This is a genomic window from Streptomyces durocortorensis (genome assembly GCF_031760065.1).
Lineage (GTDB): Bacteria > Actinomycetota > Actinomycetes > Streptomycetales > Streptomycetaceae > Streptomyces.
In genome coordinates this window covers 1,163,811-1,187,072 of record NZ_CP134500.1, presented here as the reverse complement: position 1 = coordinate 1,187,072, position 23,262 = coordinate 1,163,811, and the positions used below count along the sequence as shown (strand labels likewise).

At 71.8% G+C, this 23,262-nt stretch carries 15 protein-coding genes; 10 read left to right on the top strand and 5 right to left on the bottom strand.

Going from position 1 to position 23,262, the window contains the following annotated elements:
• Positions 1–30 precede the first annotated feature (30 nt).
• Positions 31–510, top strand: coding sequence for a hypothetical protein (locus RI138_RS05150; protein WP_311118944.1), 480 nt, complete (start codon positions 31–33; stop codon positions 508–510).
• Between the two features lie 21 nt (positions 511–531).
• On the opposite strand, the gene RI138_RS05145 is transcribed toward RI138_RS05150, so the two are convergent.
• Positions 532–1,461, bottom strand: a complete 930-nt coding sequence (locus RI138_RS05145) for a DUF4231 domain-containing protein (RefSeq protein ID WP_311118943.1) — start codon at positions 1,459–1,461, stop codon at positions 532–534.
• 209 nt (positions 1,462–1,670) lie between these two features.
• On the opposite strand from RI138_RS05145, the gene fxsA reads away from it, so the two are divergent.
• From fxsA to fxsT, 4 genes are all read left to right on the top strand, one after another.
• The gene (gene fxsA, locus RI138_RS05140) at positions 1,671–1,838 is read left to right on the top strand and encodes an FxSxx-COOH cyclophane-containing RiPP peptide (RefSeq protein WP_311118942.1); all 168 of its coding nucleotides are present in this window, start codon (positions 1,671–1,673) and stop codon (positions 1,836–1,838) included.
• A 65-nt stretch (positions 1,839–1,903) separates the two neighbouring features.
• Positions 1,904–4,222 (top strand): radical SAM/SPASM protein FxsBH, inactivated beta-hydroxylase extension form, encoded by a 2,319-nt coding sequence (gene fxsBH / locus RI138_RS05135; RefSeq protein WP_311118941.1) that lies wholly within the window; start codon positions 1,904–1,906, stop codon positions 4,220–4,222.
• Between the two features lie 119 nt (positions 4,223–4,341).
• Positions 4,342–5,682 (top strand): FxsC protein, encoded by a 1,341-nt coding sequence (fsxC, locus tag RI138_RS05130; RefSeq protein WP_311118940.1) that lies wholly within the window; start codon positions 4,342–4,344, stop codon positions 5,680–5,682.
• Positions 5,679–9,614: an FxSxx-COOH system tetratricopeptide repeat protein gene (gene fxsT, locus RI138_RS05125; protein ID WP_311118939.1), complete on the top strand. Its 3,936-nt coding sequence runs from the start codon at positions 5,679–5,681 to the stop codon at positions 9,612–9,614. The genes fsxC and fxsT overlap by 4 nt, the downstream gene beginning before the upstream one ends.
• A 67-nt stretch (positions 9,615–9,681) precedes the next feature.
• Here the strand turns inward: fxsT and RI138_RS05120 are convergent, their stop codons facing one another.
• On the bottom strand, positions 9,682–10,590 hold the full coding sequence (locus RI138_RS05120) for an alpha/beta fold hydrolase (protein ID WP_311118938.1): 909 nt from the start codon (positions 10,588–10,590) through the stop codon (positions 9,682–9,684).
• Positions 10,591–11,026: 436 nt separating this feature from the next.
• On the opposite strand from RI138_RS05120, the gene RI138_RS05115 reads away from it, so the two are divergent.
• Positions 11,027–12,112 (top strand): S1 family peptidase, encoded by a 1,086-nt coding sequence (locus RI138_RS05115; RefSeq protein ID WP_449343291.1) that lies wholly within the window; start codon positions 11,027–11,029, stop codon positions 12,110–12,112.
• Between the two features lie 100 nt (positions 12,113–12,212).
• On the opposite strand, the gene RI138_RS05110 is transcribed toward RI138_RS05115, so the two are convergent.
• Complete coding sequence (locus RI138_RS05110) at positions 12,213–12,710, bottom strand: phospholipase (RefSeq protein WP_311118936.1); 498 nt, start codon at positions 12,708–12,710, stop codon at positions 12,213–12,215.
• Between the two features lie 221 nt (positions 12,711–12,931).
• Positions 12,932–13,948 (bottom strand): DUF3533 domain-containing protein, encoded by a 1,017-nt coding sequence (locus RI138_RS05105; RefSeq protein WP_311118935.1) that lies wholly within the window; start codon positions 13,946–13,948, stop codon positions 12,932–12,934.
• Between the two features lie 208 nt (positions 13,949–14,156).
• Between RI138_RS05105 and RI138_RS05100 the strand changes: the two genes are divergently transcribed.
• The 3 genes from RI138_RS05100 to RI138_RS05090 all read left to right on the top strand — a co-directional run bounded on the left by RI138_RS05100 (position 14,157) and on the right by RI138_RS05090 (position 19,842).
• A complete protein-coding gene (locus RI138_RS05100; protein WP_311118934.1) occupies positions 14,157–17,663 on the top strand; it encodes a DNA polymerase III subunit alpha in 3,507 nt (1,168 codons plus the stop codon).
• Positions 17,660–18,670 carry a DNA polymerase Y family protein gene (locus RI138_RS05095; RefSeq protein ID WP_311122805.1) on the top strand — a complete coding sequence of 337 codons (1,011 nt, stop codon included), beginning with the start codon at positions 17,660–17,662 and terminating at the stop codon, positions 18,668–18,670. Before RI138_RS05100 ends, RI138_RS05095 begins: the two co-directional genes overlap by 4 nt.
• Before the next feature lie 278 nt (positions 18,671–18,948).
• Positions 18,949–19,842 carry an esterase/lipase family protein gene (locus RI138_RS05090; protein WP_311118933.1) on the top strand — a complete coding sequence of 298 codons (894 nt, stop codon included), beginning with the start codon at positions 18,949–18,951 and terminating at the stop codon, positions 19,840–19,842.
• 168 nt (positions 19,843–20,010) lie between these two features.
• On the opposite strand, the gene RI138_RS05085 is transcribed toward RI138_RS05090, so the two are convergent.
• Positions 20,011–21,081, bottom strand: coding sequence for a lytic polysaccharide monooxygenase auxiliary activity family 9 protein (locus RI138_RS05085; protein WP_311118932.1), 1,071 nt, complete (start codon positions 21,079–21,081; stop codon positions 20,011–20,013).
• Positions 21,082–21,717: 636 nt separating this feature from the next.
• On the opposite strand from RI138_RS05085, the gene RI138_RS05080 reads away from it, so the two are divergent.
• Positions 21,718–23,211: a trifunctional class I SAM-dependent methyltransferase/NUDIX hydrolase/VOC family protein gene (locus RI138_RS05080; RefSeq protein ID WP_311122804.1), complete on the top strand. Its 1,494-nt coding sequence runs from the start codon at positions 21,718–21,720 to the stop codon at positions 23,209–23,211.
• The last annotated feature ends 51 nt before the right edge of the window (positions 23,212–23,262 follow it).

The window sequence follows — 23,262 nt, the reverse complement described above, 5'->3', positions numbered from 1 at the left end:
CCCACGACGGCATCAGGGGGTAGCAGGTCCGTGAATCGCATCGGTGTGACCGGTCACCGCTCCATCCCCGCCGAGGCCGAGGCCCATGTGCTCGCGGGGCTGCGGGCCGAGCTGTGCGGCCTCGACGGCGCGACCGAGGCGCTCTCCAGCCTGGCGGTCGGCGCCGACCAGCTCTTCGCCGACCTGGCCCTGGCCTGCGGGGCCAAGCTGACGGCGGTGATCCCCAGCGGCGACTACGAGGCCTGCTTCGAGAACGCCGTCGACCTGGCCCGCTACCGGGCGCTCAGGGCGCGCGCGGCCCAGGAGGTCCGGCTGGACTTCCCCCACTCCACGGACGAGGCGTACTACGCGGCGGGCGCCTACATCGCCGACCACTGCGACCGGCTGCTGGCCGTCTGGGACGGCCGCCCGGCCCGTGGCCTCGGCGGGACGGGCGACATCGTGACATACGCCCGCGCCCTGGGCCGCCCGGTCACCGTCATCTGGCGCGACGGGGTACTGCGCACCTGAGCCCCGCCGGTTCCGCCCGGCTCATACCCGGTGTCTGACCAGCCAGTCGGTGTGTTCGGGCGAGACGATCCGCTCGGTCTCGAACACCGCGGCGGGCCACTGCCGCTCGGTGAGGGTGGTCTCCATCGCGGCCTGCATCGACTCCAGGTCCTGCTCCACCAGCGAATGAGCCGAGATCAGCGGATGGTGACGGCGCATCTCGTTCCAGGCGAGGCAGGCGGCGGCGGCCGCGGACAGCACCCCGGTCAGCCCGAAGGCGCGCCCCACTCCGAAGGTCTGGAGCACGCTGAGCGCCAGCGCCGGGAGGGTCAGGGCGACGACGGCCCCCGACCACAGGAGGGCCCCGCGCCGCGAGACCTGCTGACGTCTGCGGTACCAGCGCCGCTGTTCGATGAGCCGGTCCCGTACATATGTTTCCTTGCGGACGGTGTAGGCCTTGTTCCGTAAGGTGCGCATCGATTCCGTAATGAGGCCGCCGCCGGAATCCACCAGCTCCTCGCGAGGGTCCGCCCAGCCCACTTTCCGCAGTTCCTGAAGGCCTTCTTCGAGACGATTGGCGAACAGGGCTTCGGGGTGTTCGGCCGAGCTGTCGAAGGGCGAGCCGTGGACCGCGTACCGCCAGCAGTTGGACTTGATGAACTCGGCCGCCGAGCGATTCAGTTGCCAGTGCGACTTTGCTTTGCGGCGGGAGGCGAGGAAGGTCGCGATCAGGACACCGAGGTACGCCAACGCCGCTGCGGCGTCGAGGAGTTGGAACGAGCCCCCGAGTTGGACCTGCCACGGCAGGGCCGCGGGCACGGCTCCCGCGGCGAGCAGGGCCAGCTGTCCGCGGGTGGTGTTCACGGCCTCGCGCTGACGGGCGACGGCGATGGCATCCGTGTGATGGAACAGGACGGGCAGGTCGGCGTTCCGGAAGACCATGCTCTGTAGGGGTCCCGGAATCGCCGTCATGATCGCTCCTTTGTCCCGTACCGTTTTCCCCGCATGACGGAATGAAATGTTCCGATCCATTCGGAGCAGCCGCGCGTTCACCGGAGGTTGTGCCCGCGCGCAAGAGTTGCGCGCGCGGGGTATGAGAGTAAAGTCGTCCCGCCGGACACTGCAATGGTGCAGTTGCCGGTGCTCATTCCGTGTCCGGAACGAACCCATCAAGGACGGCCGTGAAGACCTACGAATCCTCTCCCTCCTTCGCTGTTGCGAAGAAGAGTCGTGTTCCACTCGCGAAGATCGAGGCTTCGGACAGCGCTGCCGCGCTGAAGCTCGGGCGCGTGTTCGCATCGACGACCGGTCGTTCCACGCAGACCGCCACCTTCAACTCTGCGCTGTAGGCGACTCACCAGCGATACCCGCCGGCTGGTATGACGCGGTGTCAGCAGCTGGCTAGACTGGTGAAATGACAGGACCCGCGGTGCCATTCCGCGAAATCGTTCTGAAGGTTCACAGCAGGTGCGATCTCGCCTGCGACCATTGCTATGTCTATGAACACGCGGATCAGAGCTGGCGAACCAGGCCGAAGGTTATCTCTGACCACGTCATTCGCCGGACGGCCCAGCGACTCGCTGAGCACGCCGGGACTCATGCACTGCCCTCCGTGACAGTGATCCTGCACGGAGGGGAGCCTCTGCTCGCCGGTCCCGCACGGCTGCGGACCGTCTGCGAGGAGTTCGGCTCCGCGCTCGCGGGCATCGCCGACCTGGATCTGCGCATCCACACCAACGGCCTCCAGCTCAGCCCCCGCTATCTGGACCTCTTCGACGAGTTCGGCGTCAAGGTCGGCATCTCGCTGGACGGCGACAAGGCCGCCAACGACCGCCACCGCCGCTACGCCGACGGGCGCAGCAGCCACCCCCTGGTCCTCAAGGCCGTGGAGCTGCTCGGCCAGGATCGCTACCGCCATCTGAACCTCGGCCTCCTGTGCACCATCGACATCGAGAACGACCCCGTCGCGGTCCTGGACGCCCTGACCGACCTCGAACCGCCGCTGGTCGACTTCCTCCTCCCGCACGCCACCTGGGACGAGCCGCCGCCCCGCCCGGACGGATCGCCCACCGCGTACGCCACCTGGCTCCTCGCGGTCTTCGACCGCTGGCAGGAACAGGGGCGACCGGTTCCGGTCCGCCTCTTCTCCTCGGTGCTCTCCACCCTCGGCGGCGGCCCCAGCCTCACCGAATCCCTGGGCCTGGCCCCCACCGACCTCGTCGTCGTCGAGACGGACGGCCAGCTGGAGCAGGTCGACTCGCTCAAGAGCGCCTACGAGGGCGCGGCCGCCACCGGCTTCGACGTCTTCACCCACTCCTTGGACGAGGTCGCCGGCCACCCGGGAGTCCGGGCCCGGCAGCTCGGTCTGGCGGGGGTCGGCGAGGCCTGCCGCCGGTGCCCCGTCGTACGTTCGTGCGGCGGCGGGCTCTACACCCACCGCTACCGCTCGGCGAGCGGCTTCGACAACCCCTCCGTCTACTGCGCCGACCTGGAGGCGCTCGTCCGGGGCATCCAGCAGCGCACCGAGTCGGCCACCGTCTCCCCGGCGCTGGGCGACCCGGCGGACCTGGCCGCCGCCCAGCAGGATCTGACCCGCACTCTGCTCGCCCTGCTGCACGCCGATCTCGACGGCCGCGCGGGGCAGGAGTGGGACGAGGCCTGGGCGATCGCGGCCGAGGCCGAGTCCTCCGAGTCGGGCGCCGCCGCCCTCGACGAGGTCCTGGCCCACCCGTATGCGCGCACCTGGCTGCTGGACGTGCTCGAAGGGCTGCGCGCCGGGAGCCCGGAGGCCGTCGGCGCCGCGCTGCGCCTCTCCGCCCAGGTCGCGGCGGCGGCCGTACGGGGGGGTCTCGACCTGGCCGTCCCCGTCACGTACCGCGCCGGACGCATCGCCCTGCCCACCCTCGGCGAGCTGCGGCTCGGTGGCCCCGGGGAGAGCGGCCGCGTCTCGGTGCGCGCCACCGGCGACGGGTTCGAGGTCCGGAGCGAGGACGGCACCCGCCGCGCGATCGCGCTGGACGGCAGGGGCGCCCCCGGCTGGCGCCCGGTCCGACGGCTCGCGGCGGCCGGTGCCCCCGCGTTCCTGCTCGACGACCTCGACCCGTACCGCGACTGCTTCACCGCACCCGCCGCACCGCGCCTCGCGCCGGACGCGGCGGACCGGTGGGCCGCGGTCATCGGCCGGGCGTGGGCGCTGCTGGCGGAGGCCGCTCCGGAGCAGGCCGCGGCCGCGGCGGCCGGTCTGACGACGCTGACACCGGTGCGGCCGCCCGCGCCGTGCGGGCCGGGGCGGCAGGAGGGGCGGCCGCACGGCTACGGGGCGCTCGGCCTGCCGGTGACGGGGGGCGCGGAGGAGCTGGCACTCGCGTTGCTGCGGGGCCACCGGCGTACGGGACTGCGGGCCCTGCTCGACGTCACGGACCTCTACGCCTCGGACGGGGCCTGGACCCATCGGTCGCCCTGGCAGGAAGAGGAGGTCCCGTTCTCCCGGCTGCTGGCCGACGCCTACGAGCGCGTGGGGCTCGCCGCGCTGGACCCCCGCTTCCTCCGGGGGGTGCCCGAAGCGCTCGACCTCCTCGAAGGGGCGGCCGAGCCGACGGTGGACGGGCTGCGGCTGCTGGATCTCCTGCGCAAGGAGGCGAGCGGGGCGGTGCGCCGGGGGAGCGGCGCGGTACACACGGGGACAAGCAGGGATAAGCACCCCAGGATTACTTTCGATCAAGAAAGACTCTGACGAAACCTGGGTATGAATGACTGGAAAGCGGCGTTGAATGACTGAACGTCAGGGGGGTGGAACAAGGTCCACTCCGGAATGATGAATCCGCTCGCATTCATCACCGACCTTGGGTGCGGGTGCTCATACAGGACGGGGGTCGTGTGCACGCATCGACGCAGCAGCGAGCGGCGGACCATCGGCCGTACTTCTTTCTGAGTTACGCCCACACACCGGGGTACGGCGGTGGTACTGACCCCGATATGTGGGTCGAGCGGCTTTTCCAAGATCTTTGCGGTCATGTGATGGCCATGACCGACCTGCCCGCGGGCGCGCCCGCGGGATTCATGGACCGGGAGATACGTTCCGGAGAGGGCTGGTCGGAACGGCTCGGTGACGTCCTCGCCACCTGCCGGGTCTTCGTCCCGCTGTTCTCGCCGCGCTACTTCGCCAGCGAGATGTGCGGCAAGGAGTGGTACGCCTTCGAGCAGCGCGCCATCCACCACCGGGCCCGCTCCAACCAGCCCGCCGAGGCCATCGTCCCCGCCCTCTGGGTGCCGGTGCCGCCGAGCCAGCTCCCCGGATCGGCTGAGCGCTTACAGTTCAACCACCGCGACTTCGGGGACCGTTACGTCAGCGACGGCCTCTACGGCCTGATCAAGCTCAGGCTCTTCGCCCAGGAGTACGAACGGGCCGTCTACGAACTGGCCAAACGCATCGTCAGCGTCGCCGACTCGGTCCGTATCGACACCGGCCGCCCCGTCGACTACCGCCTCGCCCCCAGTGCCTTCGGCTCCCCCAGCAGCGGGGTCGGCGCCCCCCGGCCGATGCGGATCACCATCGCCGCACCCACCCGCCACGAGCTGCCGGAGGGGCGCGACGCCGACTACTACGGCGACCACCCGCAGGACTGGAACCCCTACCACCCGGATGCCGCCCGCCCCCTGGCCTACGTCGCCGAGGAGCTGGTGCGCTCGCTCAACTACCAGGCCCAGATCACCTCCTTCGACGAGGAGCCGGGCCAGCCCGAGGGCAAGGCCCCGCCCAGCACCCCGGAGATCCTCATCGTCGACCGCTGGGCCCTCCAGGACGAGGACCGCCGCCTCAGGCTCGCCGCCTTCGACGCCGAGAACCGCCCCTGGGTGACCATGGTCGTGCCGTGGAGCCGCGACGACCACCAGAGCCGGGCCGCGGAGGCGGAGCTGACCGGGAAACTCGAAGCGACCATGCCCGCCAGGATGCGCCACGGCCGGACCTTCTGCCGGGCCGCCGCCCGGGGCGTGCCCACGATGGAGGCCTTCGGGCAACTCCTGCCCCAGGTCGTCGAGGTGGCCGCCCAGCAGTATCTGAGACACGCGACGGCCTACCCGCCGGGCACCGGCGGCGGACACGGCGAACGGACCCGGCTCACCGGCCCCATGGGCGCCACCAGCTACACACCCGATCCGCACGACCTCGCGACGGAAGCGGAGGACATATGAGTACCGGTCGTGACGGACGCATCGTCACTTTCTACTCGTACAAGGGCGGCACCGGGCGCACCATGGCCCTCGCCAACACCGCCTGGATCCTCGCGGCCAACGGCAAGCGGGTGCTGGCCGTCGACTGGGACCTGGAGGCGCCCGGACTCCACCGGTTCTTCCACCCCTTCCTCGACCCCGCCACCCTCGGCGCCACCACCGGAGTGATCGACCTGATCACCGAGTACGCCTGGGCCGCGACCAGCCCCGCCCAGCGCGCCGACGACTGGCACCGCGACTACGCCCGCATCCAGCCGCACGCCGTGTCGCTGACCCCGGAGACGCTCGGCTGGGAGTTCCCGCAGGGCGGCACGCTCGACTTCGTCTCCGCCGGACGGCAGAACCGCGAGTACTCCGCGACCGTCTCCACCTTCGACTGGGACAACTTCTACGACCGGCTCGGCGGCGGCCACTTCTTCGACGCGCTGCGCGACGACATGAAGGCCAACTACGACTACGTCCTCATCGACAGCCGGACCGGCCTCAGCGACATCGCCGACATCTGCACCGTCCATCTCCCGGACGTGCTCGTCGACTGTTTCACCCTCAGCGACCAGTCCATCGACGGCGCGGCCTCCGTAGCCCGTCAGATCGCCGAGCGCTACACCGGCCGCCCCATCTCCATCTTCCCCGTCCCCATGCGTATCGACGAGGGCGAGAAGGAGAAGGCGGACGCCGGACGGGCACTGGCCCGGCTCAAGTTCGACCGGCTGCCCCGCGACATGTCCGGCGACGAACTCACCGCCTACTGGGGCGCGGTGGAGATCCCCTACCGCCCCTACTACGCCTACGAGGAGACGCTCGCCACCTTCGGCGACGAGGCCGGGCTGACCAACTCGCTGCTCTCCGCCTTCGAACGGCTCACCGCGGTCATCACCGGCCGCGAGATCACCTCGATGCCCCCGATCGGCGAAGAGGTCCGCCTGCGGATCCGCGACGCCTTCACCCGGCGCAGGCCCGCCCTGCCCGCCGACCTCTTCCTCAGCTATGTGGCGGAGAACCGGATGTGGGCCGACTGGATCGAGTCCGTCCTCACCCGGGCCGGCTTCCGGGTCGTCCCGCGAGACGTCTCCGCCGACCGCCCGCCCGAGGACACCGCGAGCTCCGCCACCGAGAACACCGCCCGCACGGTGGTGCTGCTCTCCACCGCCTACCTCAAGTCGCAGCGCGGCGTGGAGCTGTGGGAGCGGGCGGTCGCCGAGGACCCGGGCGGCGGCCGCCGCCAGCTGCTGCCCCTGCGGGTCGGCGACGTACGCCTCAGCGCCCCCTACATCGACCGCAACCCGGTCGACCTCTTCCGCCTCGACGAGGTGCACGCCACCACGGCCCTGATGCGCGCCCTGGACCGGCCGGTGCAGCTGGTCGACGGTGTGGCCCCGGGGCCCCGGTTCCCCGGCACCGTACCGAGGATCTGGAACGCACCGCCCCGCAACCCCGGGTTCACCGGCCGCTCGCTCGTCCTGGAGCGGATGCGCGACCAGCTCGGCGGAGGTCTGGCCGTCGTCCTGCCGCAGCCGCAGACCCTGTACGGACTCGGCGGTGTCGGCAAGACCCAGGTGGCCCTGGAGTACGTGCACCGCTTCATGGCCGACTACGACCTGGTGTGGTGGATATCGTCCGAACAGCCCGACGACGTGGTCGCCTCGCTCGCCGAACTCGCCGTCCGGCTCGGAGCCCAGGGCGGCGACGACATGGCGGTCGCCTCGCAGGAGGCCGTCGACCTGCTGCGGCGCGGGGTGCCCTCGGACCGCTGGCTGCTGGTCTTCGACAACGCGGACGACCCCGAGCAGCTGCGCCGCTACTTCCCGCAGGGAGGCTCCGGCCACATCCTGGTGACCTCCCGCAACCAGAGCTGGTCCCAGCACGGGGACGCCCTGCCCGTGGACGTCTTCCTGCGCGAGGAGTCCATCGAGCACCTCCAGCGCCGGGCCCCGGGGCTCAGCGACGAGGACGCCGACCAGGTGGCCACCGCCGTGGGCGACCTGCCGCTCGCCGTCGAGCAGGCGGCGGCCTGGATCGCGGAGACCGCCACCCCCATCGACGCCTATCTCGAACAGCTCGCCCAGCAGGCGCCCCAGGTCCTCGCCCTCAACCAGCCCGCGGGCTACCCGGAACCGGTCGCCGCCACCTGGAACATCTCCATCGCCCGGCTCAAGGAGCGCTCGCCCGCGGCCGTACGGCTGCTCCAGCTCTGCGCCTTCTTCGCCCCGGAACCGATCTCCGCGAACCTCCTCTACAGCAAGGAGATGATCGACGCGCTGAAACCGTACGACTCCTCGCTCCAGGAGAAGCTGGTGCTGGGCCGGGTCATCCGGGAGATCGGCCGGTTCGCCCTCGCCAAGGTCGACCAGGTCTCCAACTCCATCCAGGTGCACCGCCTCGTCCAGGCCGTGATCAAGGCGCAGCTCAGCGAGGAGGAGCAGCGCGAGGCCCGGCACGTCGTCCACCGCATCCTGGCCGGCGCCCGCCCGGACGACGACGAGCCGATCGACAACCCGGACACCTGGCCGCGCTTCACGACGATCTGGCCGCACCTGGGCCCCTCCGACGCCCGCAACTGCAAGGAGCCGGAGACCCGCAGGCTCCTGATCGACCGGGTCCGCTACCTCTGGAAGCGCGGCGACGTCAGGACCGCGGGGGCGCTGGGCGACGAGCTGCGGGAGATCTGGCAGGAGAAGCTGGGGGAGCGGGACCTGCAGTACCTGTACCTCTGCTTCCACCTCTCCAACATCCTGCGCACCCGCGGGCGTTACGTGGAGGCGAAGGAGCTCGACGAGTTCACGCTCCAGCGGCAGCGCGAGGTGCTGGGCCCGGAGCACCCGCACACCTATATGACCACCAGCAGCCTGGCCATCGACCTCGGGCTGCTCGGGGACTACGGCCGGGCGATCGAGATGGCGACCGAGGCCCACGAGGGATTCGGCCAGATCTTCCACGACTCCCACCCCCGGACCCTGGCCGCCGCCAACAACCTGGCCCTGAACCTGCGCAGCGTCGGCCAGTACGCCCGCGCCCGCGAGATCGACCAGGACGTCTACGACCTGCGCTCCCAGGTGCTCGGCCCGGAGCACCCCTACAGCCTGTCCTCCGCGATGAACCTGGCCCGCGATCTGCGGGAGGTCGGGCGGTACGAGGACTCCGTGGGCCTGCTCAGCCGCGCCTACGACAGCTGCAAACGGACCCTGGGGCGCAGCTTCCCCACCACCCTGAGCGCCGCGAAGAGCCTGGCGGTGTCGTTGCGGCGGGCCGGCCGGCTGGAGGACGCGCACCGGCTGACGGTCGCCACCCGCGCCCGGTACCGGGCGAAGTACACCACCGCCAACCCCGATTCGCTGGCCTGCGACCTCAACCTGGCCGCCGACCTGTTCGCGGCGGGCGAGGCGGCGGAGGCCCGGGAGACCGCCCAGGAGGTCGTCGACCAGTACATGAAGGTGCCGGGGGACAAGCACCCCTCCACCCTGGCCGCCCAGAACAACCTGGGCGTCTATCTGTCGGGTGTGGGAGAGGCGGAGGAGGCGGAGCGGGTGCACCGCCGCGTGGTCGCCTCGATGCGGGACATCTTCGGGCACGATCACCCGCACACGCTGTTCTGCGTCATGAACCTGGCCAACGCCACGGCCGAAGCGGGCGATCTCGACCTCGTCCTGAGGGCCGAGCGCACGGTCTCCGGTCAGCTCAAGGAGGCCCTCGGGGCGCACCACCCGGAGACACTGGCGATGACCTCGAACATCGCGGTCACGCTGGATGCCATGGGGCGCAAGGACGAGGCCCTGCACGTGCGGGCGGAGGTCGTCGACGAACTGGCCCGTCAGCTGGGCGACGACCACCCGCTGACCCGGATGGCGCGGGACGAGCGCAGGTTCCGGCGCGAACTGGAACCGCTGGCGGTGTGATCGGGCGAGCCTGATCTCTGTGCCGGGCCCTGGCGTACGGGCCCGGCGCGGCGCTGCTCTCCCCGCGTCAGAGCGGCACGGCGGAGGGCAGCGGCCGGTCCGGATCGGCCCGGTCGTCCAGCAGCCAGTCGAGGACGCGGGGAAGGACGGAGAACGCGTCGAAGTGTGCCGCCGCCGGCTCCAGTACGGCGGTGGCACCCGGGATCTGCCCGGCCAGCCAGCGGGAGTGGCCGACCGGGGAGAACACGTCCTTCACCCCGTGCCAGAGCAGCACCCGGCCCCTGATCCGGGAGGGTTCAAAGCCCCAGGGGCTGCAGAAGGCGATGGCGTCGTCGATCCAGCCGTACGCCGAGATGCGCAGCCCCTCGCTGTAGTTGCGCAGCAGCATCGACCGGATGCCCGCGTCATTGACCACCACCCGGTCGGAGTCGGTCAGCTCCCGGCGCAGATCGTCCAGGAGCTTCACCGGGTCGCGCCGGATCTGCGCCGAGCGGACGATGAAGGACTCCGCGAGCCCGTCCGGGTCGGCTGCCGCTGTGGAGTACGCGTCCACATTGGACGCGGCCATCCCGTCGAACCAGTCGAGCCCGGCCGCGCCCCAGGGGGCGAGCGGGACCAGGGCGGCGGTACGCGTGACCCGTTCGGGCAGCAGGGCCGCGCAGGCCAGCGCGTGCGGGGCCCCGCCGGAGCGGCCCACGACGGCGAAGCGGGCAAGGCCCAGGGAATCGGCGATCGCCCGGACGTCCTCGACGACATCGCCGACCCGGCGGCCCTCGTGCCGGTCCGAATCGCCGTACCCCGGGCGGTCGTAGGTGATCAGTTGTGTGCGGCGCTGATACAGGACCATGCCGCGGGGAGCGGGCCCGAGCCTGCTGCCCGGGGTCCCGTGGAGCAGAAAGACCGGTCTGCCCCGCGGATCGCCCAGCCGCTCGACCATCAGATGCCGCCCGTCCGCCGCGCGCACCCGACTGCGCACCCGCGCCTCCTCAGATCGGTCACCCGGCCGGTCCGGGCACGGCGTGCCCGGCGTGTGCCGTCGTTCGATGATGACCCATCAGAGGCGTTACGGGGACTGTTCGGTGACAGGAACTGTGAAGGCCCTGGGAGGCTCCCGGCGGACGATCTCCGTCGGAATCCGGACAAGTGGGTGCGCCATCCGGACCGGCTGGGCGAATACCGGACAGGACTAGTCCTCACCCAGAGGCCGTCGGTGATCGCACCGGGTGTTCGCAAACGGAACCGACATGGCATGACCCGGGGTAAGTGAACGCCCCGCGTGCGAAGCGTCGGTGTGGTGTGCACGTCTCGAAGTCGACCTTGTGTGCTATCGGCGGCCTCGGAATAGTGGGCGCCCCATCCTCCGTGTACGGGCACCCCACTTGCTCCGTGCACGGCCCCACAGGAGGTCGAAGTTGAAGCATCGACGCATATCCAGGAAGCGCGCGACGCTGGCCGGTTCGGCCGTCGTCGCTCTGGTCGCAGCGGGATTCACGTTCCAGACTGCGAACGCCAGCGATGAGGTATCCGAGTTCACGGTCAAGGCGCTCAGCGCGGACGCGGCCGGAAAGCTGGCCTCCGCTCTCGACCGGGACCTGGGCACGGACGCGGCCGGGACGTACTACGACACGAAGGCGAAGGCCCTCGTCGTCAACGTCGTCGACGAGGCCGCCGCCGAGCGGGTCCGCCAGGCGGGCGGCAGGGCCAGGATCGTGGAGAACTCCCTCGCCGAGCTGAAGTCGGCCCGGCAGGCCCTCACCGACAAGGCGACGATCCCGGGCACCTCCTGGGCGGTCGACCCGGTGACCAACAAGGTGCTCGTCACCGCCGACAGCACGGTCGACGGCGCGGCGTGGAAGAAGCTCTCGGCCGTGGTCGAGAGGCTCGGAGGCGCGGCCGAACTGAACAGGACGGCGGGCGAGTTCAAGCCGCTGATCGCGGGCGGCGACGCGATCTTCGGCTCCGGATCGCGCTGCTCGCTCGGCTTCAACGTGGTCAAGGACGGCGAACCGTACTTCCTGACCGCCGGCCACTGCACCGAGTCGGTCGCCAGCTGGTCGGACACCCAGGGCGGCTCGGAGATCGGGAGGACCGAGGGCTCCAGCTTCCCGGAGAACGACTACGGCCTGGTCAAGTACACCTCGGACATCGCGCGCCCGAGCGAGGTCAACCTCTACAACGGCTCTACCCAGCAGATCACCCGGGCGGGCGACGCCACGGTCGGCCAGGCGGTCACCCGCAGCGGCTCGACCACCCAGGTGCACGAGGGCGAGGTCACCGCGCTGGACGCCACGGTCAACTACGGCAACGGCGACATCGTCCGCGGCCTCATCCAGACGACGGTCTGCGCCGAGCCGGGCGACAGCGGCGGCGCCCTCTTCGCGGGCGGCACCGCACTCGGCCTGACCTCGGGCGGCAGCGGCGACTGCTCCTCGGGCGGTACGACCTTCTTCCAGCCGGTACCGGAGGCGTTGGCCGCCTACGGCGCCGAGATCGGCTGACCGCTGACCCCGAGGACGTACGCGTCCTGAGTACGGCAACGAGGAGAGGCCCCCGGTCCGGCCGGGGGCCTCTTCCCGTGCGCGAAAGGGCGGTGACGGGTCAGGCGGCCTGGGGAAGATTGCCGGGGGCGGTCTCGGCCGGGGCGACGCCGAAGATCTTCACGGCCTGGTAGTAGGTCCAGGCCGTGCTGTTGCACGAGGTGCGCTTGGCGCCGGAGTACGCGGCGCACACGCGCTTGAGGTCCGCGTAGAAGGCGGAGTCGATGCGGCTCTTGTGGGCGGAGAACGTGCCTGCGGCCTTGTAGTTGCGGTAGCCGAAGTCGTGGCGGGCGCAGGAGTTCTGGAAGGGGAAGCCGAACGGGTTGTCGGGGGAGCTGCTGCAGTAGTCCGTGGACCAGTTGAAGCCGTACGCGGCCCAGGCGCCCTGGTTGTTGCGTGCGGCGTTCCAGGCGTTGTAGCTGGAAGCGCTCGTCTGGGTCCAGGAGCTGAGGACCTGGGGCTTGTCGGCGGGGGCTGCCGCGGCCGAACCGGCGGTGATCAGGGTGAGCGGGAGGGACAGGGCGACCGCGGCGAGCGGGGCGGTGAATCGACGACGCATGAGCGACCTCCGTGGGGGTGGAAGGGGGTGTCCCGGCCGTGCTCCTCGTCGGGTGGTACGAGGCGGCTCCACAATGTCGTCATGGACCTGTCATGTCTAGGCGTTAAGTCAACCTGACATCAGAAATTGGGGTGTACGTCAGATGGGGCCGCCGGGCGGCCCCATGGGCGGATCGTCAGCGGCCCCACGAGTGGATCGTCGGCGGCCCCACGGGCGGATCGTCAGGAAGTGAGGGCCGCGCCCTTCTCCGACCGGCGCCGCATCGACAGGAGCAGGGTCACGGCCGTGCCGACGACCGCCCAGGCGGAGAGCACCAGGAGCGGGCCGGTGACCGCGTTGCCCTGGAAGTAGGCGATGGAGCGGGCCACCCAGGTGCCCGCGCCCGGGGGAAGGGCGGGCCCGATCGCCCGCCAGAAGTCGGGGAGCATCGGCAGCGGGAAGGCGCCGCCCGCGCTCGGGTTGCCCGCGATGACGATGATCAGGACGGCCAGGCCGATGCCGACGATGCCGGTCAGGGCCTGTAGGGCGAGCGTGGTCATGCCGACCGCGAAGACGACCAGGGCGCCCAGGCCGGCCAGCCCCCAGAAGCTGCCGGGCAGCGCACCGAGGATCGGGCCGATGACGATCGCGCCGCCGATGCCGCCGACGATCGAGTACAGCGCCATGGTCCCGGTCCGGATCAGTGCGCGCTGCTGGTTGGCGGGCTTGGCGCCGGCGCTGATCGCCAGGATCGAGGCGCAGAGGTAGCCGCCCACGCACCAGCCGACGACCAGGTAGAAGGACGAGAGTCCGTTGAAGTCCTCGTCGGAGGCCGGGGCGACGTCCACGGTCCGCACGGCCCGCTGCTGGGAGGCGTCGGCCTCGGTGAGGATTCGCTCCAGCGCGGTGGTCAGGGCGGTTCCGCCGCCGGAGGCGACCAGCAGGGTGTCGGTGCGGCCCTCCGGCGCGACGATCAGGGCGCCGTCGATCTCGCGGTTCATGATCTGATCGCGAGCCTCGGCGGCGCTGCTCACCGTACGGGGGTCCAGCGGCCCGCCGGGCAGGTCGTCGAGCCGGTCGACGAGCTGCTGGGACATCTGCTGCGGTGCCACCACCCCGAACGCGACGTCCGTCGGCTTCGGCTTGTGCAGGGCCCCGACGTAGGACGCGATGAACAGCAGTTGCAGTCCGAGCACCCCGATGACGAGCAGGGCGGCCCGTGGAGTGACGGCGTTCTTCACCTCGTCGACGAAAGTCATGCCCCAACCGTCCGGTCGGGGTGGTGTCCGCGCAGGCGGGACGGGGCTGAATGGCGGAAGGGGTGGATCGGGGAGGGGGAAACGAGGGGCGGCGGGGCGGCGTGGTGCGACCCACATTGATTATCGTACGAATGTTCGAAGCTTGGTCTATGGTGGAGAGCAGGGGGTGGTGAGTGGCGGAACGGTCGTAGCGGTCAAGGAGGTGCGGATGTCCGGGTTCACGCATCTGCACACCGTTTCGGGGTTCTCCCTGCGGTACGGGGCCTCGCACCCCGAGCGGCTCGCCGAGCGTGCCGCCGAACGGGGGATGGACGCCCTCGCGCTGACCGACCGCGACACCCTCGCGGGGGCGGTCCGCTTCGCCAAGGCCTGCCGGGAGAAGGGGGTCGGCGTCCGGCCGCTCTTCGGGACGGACCTCGCGGTGGAGCCGTACGCGAAGGGGCCGGGCCGGGCCGTGCGTCCGCGCACCCCGGTACGCGGGGGTGCCTTTGTCGATGAATCCGCACCCCGGGTCACCTTCCTCGCCCGGGACGGCGCACGCGGCTGGGCCGGGCTGTGCCGTCTCGTCACCGCCGCCCATGCGCGGGGCGCGGGCGGTAGGGACGCCGGTGCCGCGGGGCCGCCCCTCGTCGCCCGGGCCGCACTGCCCGCCGACGGGCTGACCGTACTGCTCGGGCCCGCCTCCGAAGTGGGCCGGGCGCTCACCGCCGGACGCCCCGACCGGGCCGCCGCGCTGCTCGCGCCCTGGCGGGAGGTGTACGGCGACGACCTGCGCCTCGAAGCCGTCCACCACGGCCGCGCGGGCACCGGCCCCGGTTCGCTGCGGCTGGCCGCCCGTACCCTCGGCTTCGCCGCGGAACAGGGCGTACGGGCCGTGCTGACCAACGCCGTCCGGTACGCCGACCCGGGGCAGGGGCCCGTCGCCGACGTCCTCGACTCCGCCCGCGGGCTCGTCCCCCTCGACCCGCGCCGCTCGCCCCTGGACAGCGGTGAGCGCTGGCTCAAGGGCGAGGGCGCCATGCGGGAGACCGCCGAGCGGGTCGCCTCCGCCGCCGGGCTCGGGCAGGGCGCGGCGGCCCGGCTGCTGGCGGAGACCCGGCACACCGCCGAGGCCTGCCGCGTCGACCCCGCCGCCGACCTCGGGCTGGGCGGCATCCACTTCCCCGAACCGCATCTGGTGGGCGCCGGCCGGCGTACCGCCCAGCGGGTTCTGACCTCCCGGGCCGCCGCCGGGATGGTGCGGCGCGGCTACGACCGTGACCGCGCCTACTGGGAGCGGATGCGCGAGGAGCTGGACATCATCGCCCACCACGGCTTCGCCTCCTACTTCCTGACGGTCGCCCAGGTGGTCGACGACGTACGGGAGATGGGTATCCGGGTCGCCGCGCGCGGCTCCGGAGCGGGGTCCCTGGTCAACCACCTCCTCGGTGTCGCCCACGCCGACCCGGTCGAGCACGGACTGCTGATGGAGCGCTTCCTGTCCAAGCGCCGCTTCGTACTGCCCGACATCGACATCGACGTCGAATCGGCCCGCCGCCTGGACGTCTACCGCCGGATCATCGAACGCTTCGGACCCGAGCGCGTCGCCACCGTGGCCATGCCCGAGACCTACCGGGTGCGCCACGCCATCCGGGACGTCGGGGCGGCGCTCTCCATGGACCCGGCCGAGACCGACCGGCTCGCCAAGGCCTTCCCGCACATCCGCGCCCGCGACGCCCGCGCCGCGATGGAGGAGTTGCCCGAGCTGAAGGAGGTCGCACGGAACCAGGAGAAGTACGGGCGGCTGTGGGAGCTGGTGGAGGGGCTCGACGCACTGCCGCGCGGGATCGCCATGCACCCGTGCGGGGTGCTGCTCTCGGACGCCGGGCTGATGGACCGTACGCCGGTCATGCCCACCAGCGGCGAGGGCTTCCCGATGGCGCAGTTCGACAAGGAGGACGTGGAGGACCTCGGGCTGCTCAAACTCGATGTGCTGGGCGTACGGATGCAGTCGGCGATGGCGCACGCCGTCGCGGAGCTGAAACGCGCCTCGGGCACGGACGTGGACCTGGACGCCGTACCGCCGGGCGACCCGGAGACGTACCGGCTGATCCGCACCGCCGAGACGCTGGGCTGCTTCCAGATCGAGTCGCCGGGCCAGCGCGACCTGGTCGCCAGGCTCCAGCCCGCCACCTTCCACGACCTGGTCGTCGACATCTCGCTGTTCCGGCCTGGGCCGGTCGCGGCCGACATGGTGCGGCCGTTCATCGAGGCCCGGCACGGCCGCGCGCCGGTCCGCTACCCCCACCGTGACCTGGCGGAAGCGCTGAGCGGCACCTACGGCGTGGTCGTCTTCCACGAGCAGATCATCGAGATCGTCGACATCATGACCGGCTGCGGCCGGGGCGAGGCCGACCGGGTGCGGCGCGGACTCTCCCACCCCGAGTCGCAGGAGCTGATCAGGGAGTGGTTCCCCCGGCGTGCGGCGGCCATGGGGTACGACGACGAGGTGATCGCCCGCACCTGGAGGATCATCGAGGCGTTCGGCAGCTACGGCTTCGCCAAGGCGCACGCCGTCGCGTTCGCCGTGCCGACGTACCAGTCGGCCTGGCTCAAGGCGCACCACCCGGCCGCCTTCTACGCCGGTCTGCTCACGCACGACCCCGGGATGTACCCGAAGCGGCTGCTGCTCGCGGACGCCCGGCGGCGCGGGGTGCCGGTACTGCCACTGGATGTGAACCGGTCGGCGGTCGCCCATCAAATCGAACTGGTGTCTGGTGAGGGGGGTCGGAAGGGAGTCTGGGGGCTGCGGCTCGCGCTCTCGGACGTCCACGGCATCAGCGAGGCCGAGGCCGCCCGGATCGAGGAGGGGCAGCCCTACGCCTCGCTGCTGGACTTCTGGCAGCGCGCCCGCCCGGGCCGCCCGATCGCCGAACGGCTCGCGCAGGTGGGCGCGTTGGACGCCTTCGGCGCCAACCGCCGCGACCTGCTGCTGCACCTCTCCGAGCTGCACCGGGCCCACCGGAGCTCCGGCTCCGGTGCCGGCGGGGACCAGCTCCCGCTGGGGGAGGGGCACCGCACGGGCTCTGTCGGACTGCCCGACCTCAACGAGGCGGAGCGGCTGAGTGCCGAACTCGGGGTGCTGAGCATGGATGTCTCACGCCATCTGATGGGGGACCACCAGGCCTTCCTGAAGGAGCTGGGAGTGGTCTCCGCCAAACGGCTGCGCGAGGCCCGGCACGGGGAGACCGTGCTGGTCGCGGGGGCCAAGGTGGCCACCCAGACGCCGCCGATGCGTTCCGGCCGCCGGGTCGTCTTCACCACCCTGGACGACGGCACCGGCCTGGCCGACCTGGCGTTCTTCGAGGACAGTCACGCCGTCTGCGCCCACACGGTCTTCCACTCCTGGCTGCTGCTGGTGCGCGGGGTGGTGCAGCGGCGCGGCGCGCGCAGCCTGAGCGTGGTGGGAGCGGCCGCCTGGAACCTCGCGGAGCTGGCCGAACTCCGGCGCACCGGAGGGCTCGACGCGGTGGCGGCCCGGCTGGCGGAGGGCCCGGAAGAGGGGTCCGGGGAGGGCGCCGAGGGGGAGGCCGGGGAAGGGGCTTCCGGGCCCGGACGTCGTATACGGATGGAGACCGGTTACGAGATGAACCCCTGGGCCGACCTTCAGCCACCCGGCGAAGGGACGCCCACGGGGAGGAAGTTGTGGCACCAGTCGCAGGGGAGCGCGGGATGAACGGCAGTGGGGCAAAAGGCCCGTGCGTCCTCTCCCTGCGGTTCCTCAGGACCGCCGGCGGGCCCCCCGACAGCGCCGACTACACCGGTCTGCTCGCCCTGCTCGGCGCGCTCACCCCGGTCGTCGAGGCCGCCCCGCCCGATGGGGCGCTCGCCGATGTGAGCGGCGCACTGCGCTACTTCGGGCGGGACGCGCGGGGCCTGGCCTCGCTGATCCGGGTCCGGGCGCTCGCCCTGCACGGCGTGGACTGCGCGATCGGGGCGGGGAGCAACCCCCTCGTGGCCCGGACGGCCGCCCGGCGGGCCGCGCCCGGGACCACCTTCGTGGTGGACCGGGGTGAGGAGGCGGCGTTCCTCGCGCCGCTCCCGGCCGTCGCCCTGGACGGTGTCGGGGCAGCCACGGCGCGCACCCTGTGCGGATACGGGCTCGACTCCGTCGGCCGGATCGCCGCCGCACCCCTGGCCACGCTCCAGCGCATCACCGGCGTACGCACCGGGCGCGAGGTGTGGGAGCGGGCGCGGGGCATCGACCGTACGCGGGTCGCTCCGAACGCTGCTGCCCGCTCGATCGCCGCCGAACGCTCCTTCCCGTGCGACGAACTGGCCCCCGAGCGGCACCGCCGCGCGCTTCTCTCGCTCACCGAGGAGCTGGGGGCACGGTTGCGGGGCGAGGGGCGGGTGTGCGGGTCGCTCGCGGTCTCGGTGCGGTTCGCGGACCGGACCGGCTACGCGACCCTGACCCGGAGCCGGACGCTGCGGGAGCCCACCGCGCACTCGGCCGCGCTCACCGCGCTCGCCTACCGCATCCACGAGTCCTTCGGGCTCCAGCGGGCCCGGGTGCGGGGGATCGCGCTGCGCGCGGAGGGGCTGGCCGACGCCGGACGCGCCTCCCGTCAGCTCACCTTCGACCCGGCGGACGAGCGGACGCGCCGGATCGAGGAGGTGGCGGACCGGCTGAGGGAGAGGTTCGGGCCCGGCGCGGTGAAACCGGCGGGACTCGCGGCCTGAGCGACGGGGTTGAACTGACACGCGGGGCGTCCGGCGCTTCAGGGCCGGACACCCATGACCCGGTCTCCGGACACCCATGACCCGGTCTCCGGCGTCCATGACTCGATCTCCGGACGCCCATTACCTGATCTACGGTGACGCCGCGCCAGTTTTTACCGACGCGTAACTTCCCTCCCCACCTTACTCGTGCGTAATTTGGCATGAGCACACAGAGCTTGTGGTCCGGGCCACAGGGCGCACCGCCATCGCACTCCCTTGAGCCGCAAGGAGACCACACGATGCTGCCCTGGATCCGTGCTGCGCGCGTTCCCCGCGTGCGCAGCTCTCTCGCAGCCCTGCTACTCGCCCTCACCGTTCTCGTCGCCCCCACCGCGACCGCGAGCGCGGCCACCCCCACCGCCGCAACGGCCACCTCCCGTGGCTGGAACGACTACTCCTGCAAGCCCTCCGCCGCCCATCCCCGCCCGGTCGTCCTGGTCCACGGAACCTTCGGGAACTCCATCGACAACTGGCTGTTCCTCGCCCCCTACCTGGTCAACCGGGGCTACTGCGTCTTCTCCCTCGACTACGGCCAGCTCCCCGGCGTGCCGTTCTTCCACGGTCTCGGCCCTGTCGACAAGTCGGCCGAACAGCTCGATGTGTTCGTCGACAAGGTGCTCGCCGCCACCGGAGCCCCGAAGGCCGACATCGTCGGCCACTCCCAGGGCGGCATGATGCCGAACTACTACCTGAAGTTCCTCGGCGGCGCCGACAAGGTCAACGCCCTCGTCGGCATCGCCCCGAGCAACCACGGCACCACGCTGCTCGGCCTCACCAAGCTGCTGCCGCTCTTCCCCGGCGTCGAGAAGTTCATCACCGACAAGACGCCCGGCCTCGCCGACCAGGTCGCCGGCTCGCCCTTCATCACCAAGCTCACCGCGGGCGGCGACACCGTCCCCGGTGTTCGCTACACCGTCATCGCGACCAAGTACGACCAGGTCGTGACCCCGTACCGCACGCAGTACCTGGACGGCCCGAACGTACGTAACGTCCTCCTTCAGGACCTGTGCCCGCTCGACCTGTCCGAGCACGTGGCGATCGGCACCATCGACCGCATCGCCTTCCACGAAGTGGCCAACGCCCTGGACCCGGCCCGTGCCACCCCGACCACCTGCGCCTCGGTGATCGGCTGACCCGCGGGCCCCGACGACGCGTTACGGCACATCGCGATACGACAACGGGCCGGGGCCCGCCGTCCGGTGGGGCGGACGGCGGGCCCCGGCCCGTCACGTCCTGCCGCGCCCGACGTCCCGGAGGGACGCGGCAGGGGTACGGAAGGCTGCTGCGCCGGTCAGTGCCGGTCAGCGACTGTGACGGCCCGTCGACGCGGCGGCCCGGCGGCGCTGCGAGGCGAACAGCACGGCCGCACCGGCGGCGAGCACCCCGGCGCCCCCGATGGCGAGGTAGGTGCTGCTGCCGGAGCCACCGGTCTCGGCGAGCACCTCGTCCTTGCTCGCGGTGTTGACCTCGGGAGCGTTGCCCTCGCCCGTGCTGTCGGCCTTGTCCTTGTCCTTGTCCGAAGGGGAGACCGGAGCGGCGGTGTTGACCTTCGCCCCGGTGTTCGCGTCGTCGTCGCCGTGCCCGTTGTGCTCGACGGAGGACTTCTCGGCGCCCTCGGCGATCGCGTCCTCGGAGGGCGCGGAGGGGGCCGGAGCCGGGGCCTGGGCGCCGGAGCCACCGCCCTGCTGCGCCTCTTCCTTCTCCGCCCCGCCGTCCTGCGTGCCGCTGCCCGCCGAACCGCCGCCGAACGTCACGTCGGAGCAGGCGTAGAACGCCTCGGGGGAGTCGGAGCGCTGCCACACCGTGTAGATCAGCTGCCGCCCCGCGCGCTCGGGGATCGTGCCGTCGAAGACGTACGAACCGTTCTCCAGCACCGGTTCGGCGGCCTCCGCGAAGGGCTTCGCCTCCAGGTCCGACCAGGCCAGCGGCTTCGTCGGGTCATAGCCGGGCTTGGTCATGTACAGCTCGAACGAGCCCTTGTGCGGGGCCGTCGCGCGGAACCGGAACGTGTGCTTGCCCGCCGACATCGCGGTGGCCGGCCAGTCGGCGCGCGGCAGGTCGAGCCCCTTGAACTTGTCGTTGGCCGCGCTGCACAGCTTGCCGTCCGGGATCAGCTCGCGGTGCTTGCCCGCCGCGTTGGCGATGTTCACCCCGTTCCAGTCGTACAGCGCCTGCGTACCGCCCGCCGCGACGGCAGCCCGGCACGCCGCCGACTTCGGGCTCTCCGGACCCTCCGCGAAGCACGCGGACACCCGGCTCACCGGATCGGTCAGCGAACCGTGCGCGACGGCCGGGGTGGCGGCCGGCCCGGCCAGCGCGATCGGGACGAAACCGAGGGCGAGAATCCCGGTGGCCTTGCGTCGAGCGGTCATGGGTGGATCTCCTTCTGGAACGGCACGGCTGCGGGGGTGGGCGATCAGCAAGCTAGCCGCTCGAAACGCCGAAAACGCCTGCTGGGGCAGGGTGATGGCGATCCTTATGGTGCCGTTAAGGCGAGGCTAAGAGGGCGCTCAGGAAGTCCCGTATCCGGCCGTGCACGACGACTGTCGGTGGGGTGCCTGATACTCGACGACGAAGGGTGCACAGGCCTTGCGGGGGAGGGGCGATGGCCGATCGATGGGGGGCTCATCGCCTCCCTGTACGCGGGCATCCTCTTCTTCGCCGCCGTCGGCGCGTACGCGGTCGGCGGCGAGTCCCTCGACCTGGTGGTCCTGCTGGTCATCGGACTGATCGGGTTCGGGATGCGGCGCTACGGACTTCCGGTGCTGCCCGCCGTCATCGGGGTGATCCTCGGCCCGGCCGCCGAACAGCAGCCGCGCCGCGCACTCCAGATCAGCGACGGCAGCGCGACCGGCCTGGTCAACACCCCCTTCTCCGTCGCGGTCCACGCGATGGTGGCGCTGATCGTGGCCTGGCCGCTCGTCCACCGGCTGGTCGTCAGAAGGCGCGGCGGCCGGAAACGGCCGAGGACTCCCGCACTGTCAGTGGTGGCTGAGAGCATCGACACCATGACCACGATCGACTGGGACGCGGCGGCCGGATCCTTCGACGAGGAGCCCGACCACGGACTCCTCGACCCCGCGGTGCGCGACGCCTGGGCCGGGCGGCTGGAGAGCTGGCTGCCCGCCGTCCGCGGCGATGTGCTGGACCTGGGGTGCGGCACCGGCAGTCTCTCCCTGCTCGCCGCGGGCCAGGGCCACCGCGTCACAGCCGTCGACCGCTCGCCCCGGATGGCGGACCGGGCCCGGGCCAAGCTCGCCGGGACCGGAGCCGAGGTGCTGGTCGGGGACGCCGCCCGGCCCCCGGTCGGGGAGCGCGCGTTCGATGCGATCGTGGCCCGCCATGTCGTCTGGCTGCTGCCCGATCCGGCGGCGGCCCTGGAGCACTGGTTCGGTCTGCTGAAGCCGGGCGGGCGGCTGGTCCTCGTCGAAGGGGTGTGGGGCGGGGTGGGGCTGCCCGCCACCACGCTGACCCGTCTGCTCTCCGCGCACACCGAGCGCGTCCACCACGAGGACCTCGCCGCCGACGCGCGGCTGTGGGGCGGGGAGGTCGATGACGAGCGCTACGCCCTGGTGGCCCGCGCGATGCCCCCGCACCGGCACACCGAGGTCGTCGACGTCCACCTCATCCTGCGCCGGGGCCCCGACGTGCTGCTCGCCCGCCGCTCCAACACGGGCTATGCGGACGGCCTGTTGCACATGCCCTCGGGCCACGCGGAGGACGGCGAGGACGTCCGCGAGGCGATGATCCGGGAAGCCGCCGAGGAGATCGGTCTCGATCTGGACCCCGACGAGCTGAGAGTGGCGCTCGTGATGCAGCACCGGGGCCCCGGCGGCGGCGCCCGCATGGGCTGGTTCTTCGTCGCGGAGTACGACCCGGAGCGCCCACCGCGCAACGCCGAGCCGGAGAAGTGCTCCGAGCTGGTCTGGTCCCCGCTGGCAGCCCTGCCGGACGACATGGTCGCCTACTGCCGGGCTGGCCTGGACGGCTACCGGGCGGGGGAGCACTTCATGATCCACTGGCATCGGGACGGGGACCCCATCGCGTACGAGCCGGGCGGCGTCCGCCTGGGCGTCCCGCTGCCCGCCGCCGGAGAGGTCACCGGGCGCGTGCACCACATCGAGCTGTGGGTGGCGGACCTGGCGGGGGCGGAGCGCAGCTGGGGCTGGCTGCTGGGCCGCCTCGGCCATGTCCCGTACCAGCGCTGGGCGCACGGCCGAAGCTGGCGGCGCGGCGACGCCTATGTCGTGGTCGAGCAGTCGCCCGACCTCGCCGCCGACGGCCACGACCGCCGCCGCCCCGGCCTCAACCACCTGGCGTTCCATGTCGCGGACCGGGCCGCCCTCGACGCGCTGACGGCCGAGGCCCCCGAGCACGGCTGGCGCCTGCTGTTCCCCGACCGCCATCCGTTCTCGGGCGGTGAGACCCACTGCGCCGCCTATCTGGAGGACCCGGCGGGATACGAGGTGGAGTTGGTCGCCGGCTTCCGTCCCCGCCCTTGACCGGGCCGCCTCCCCGTGGTGTTCACCAGCTGATCCCGGCCGCCACCGGCA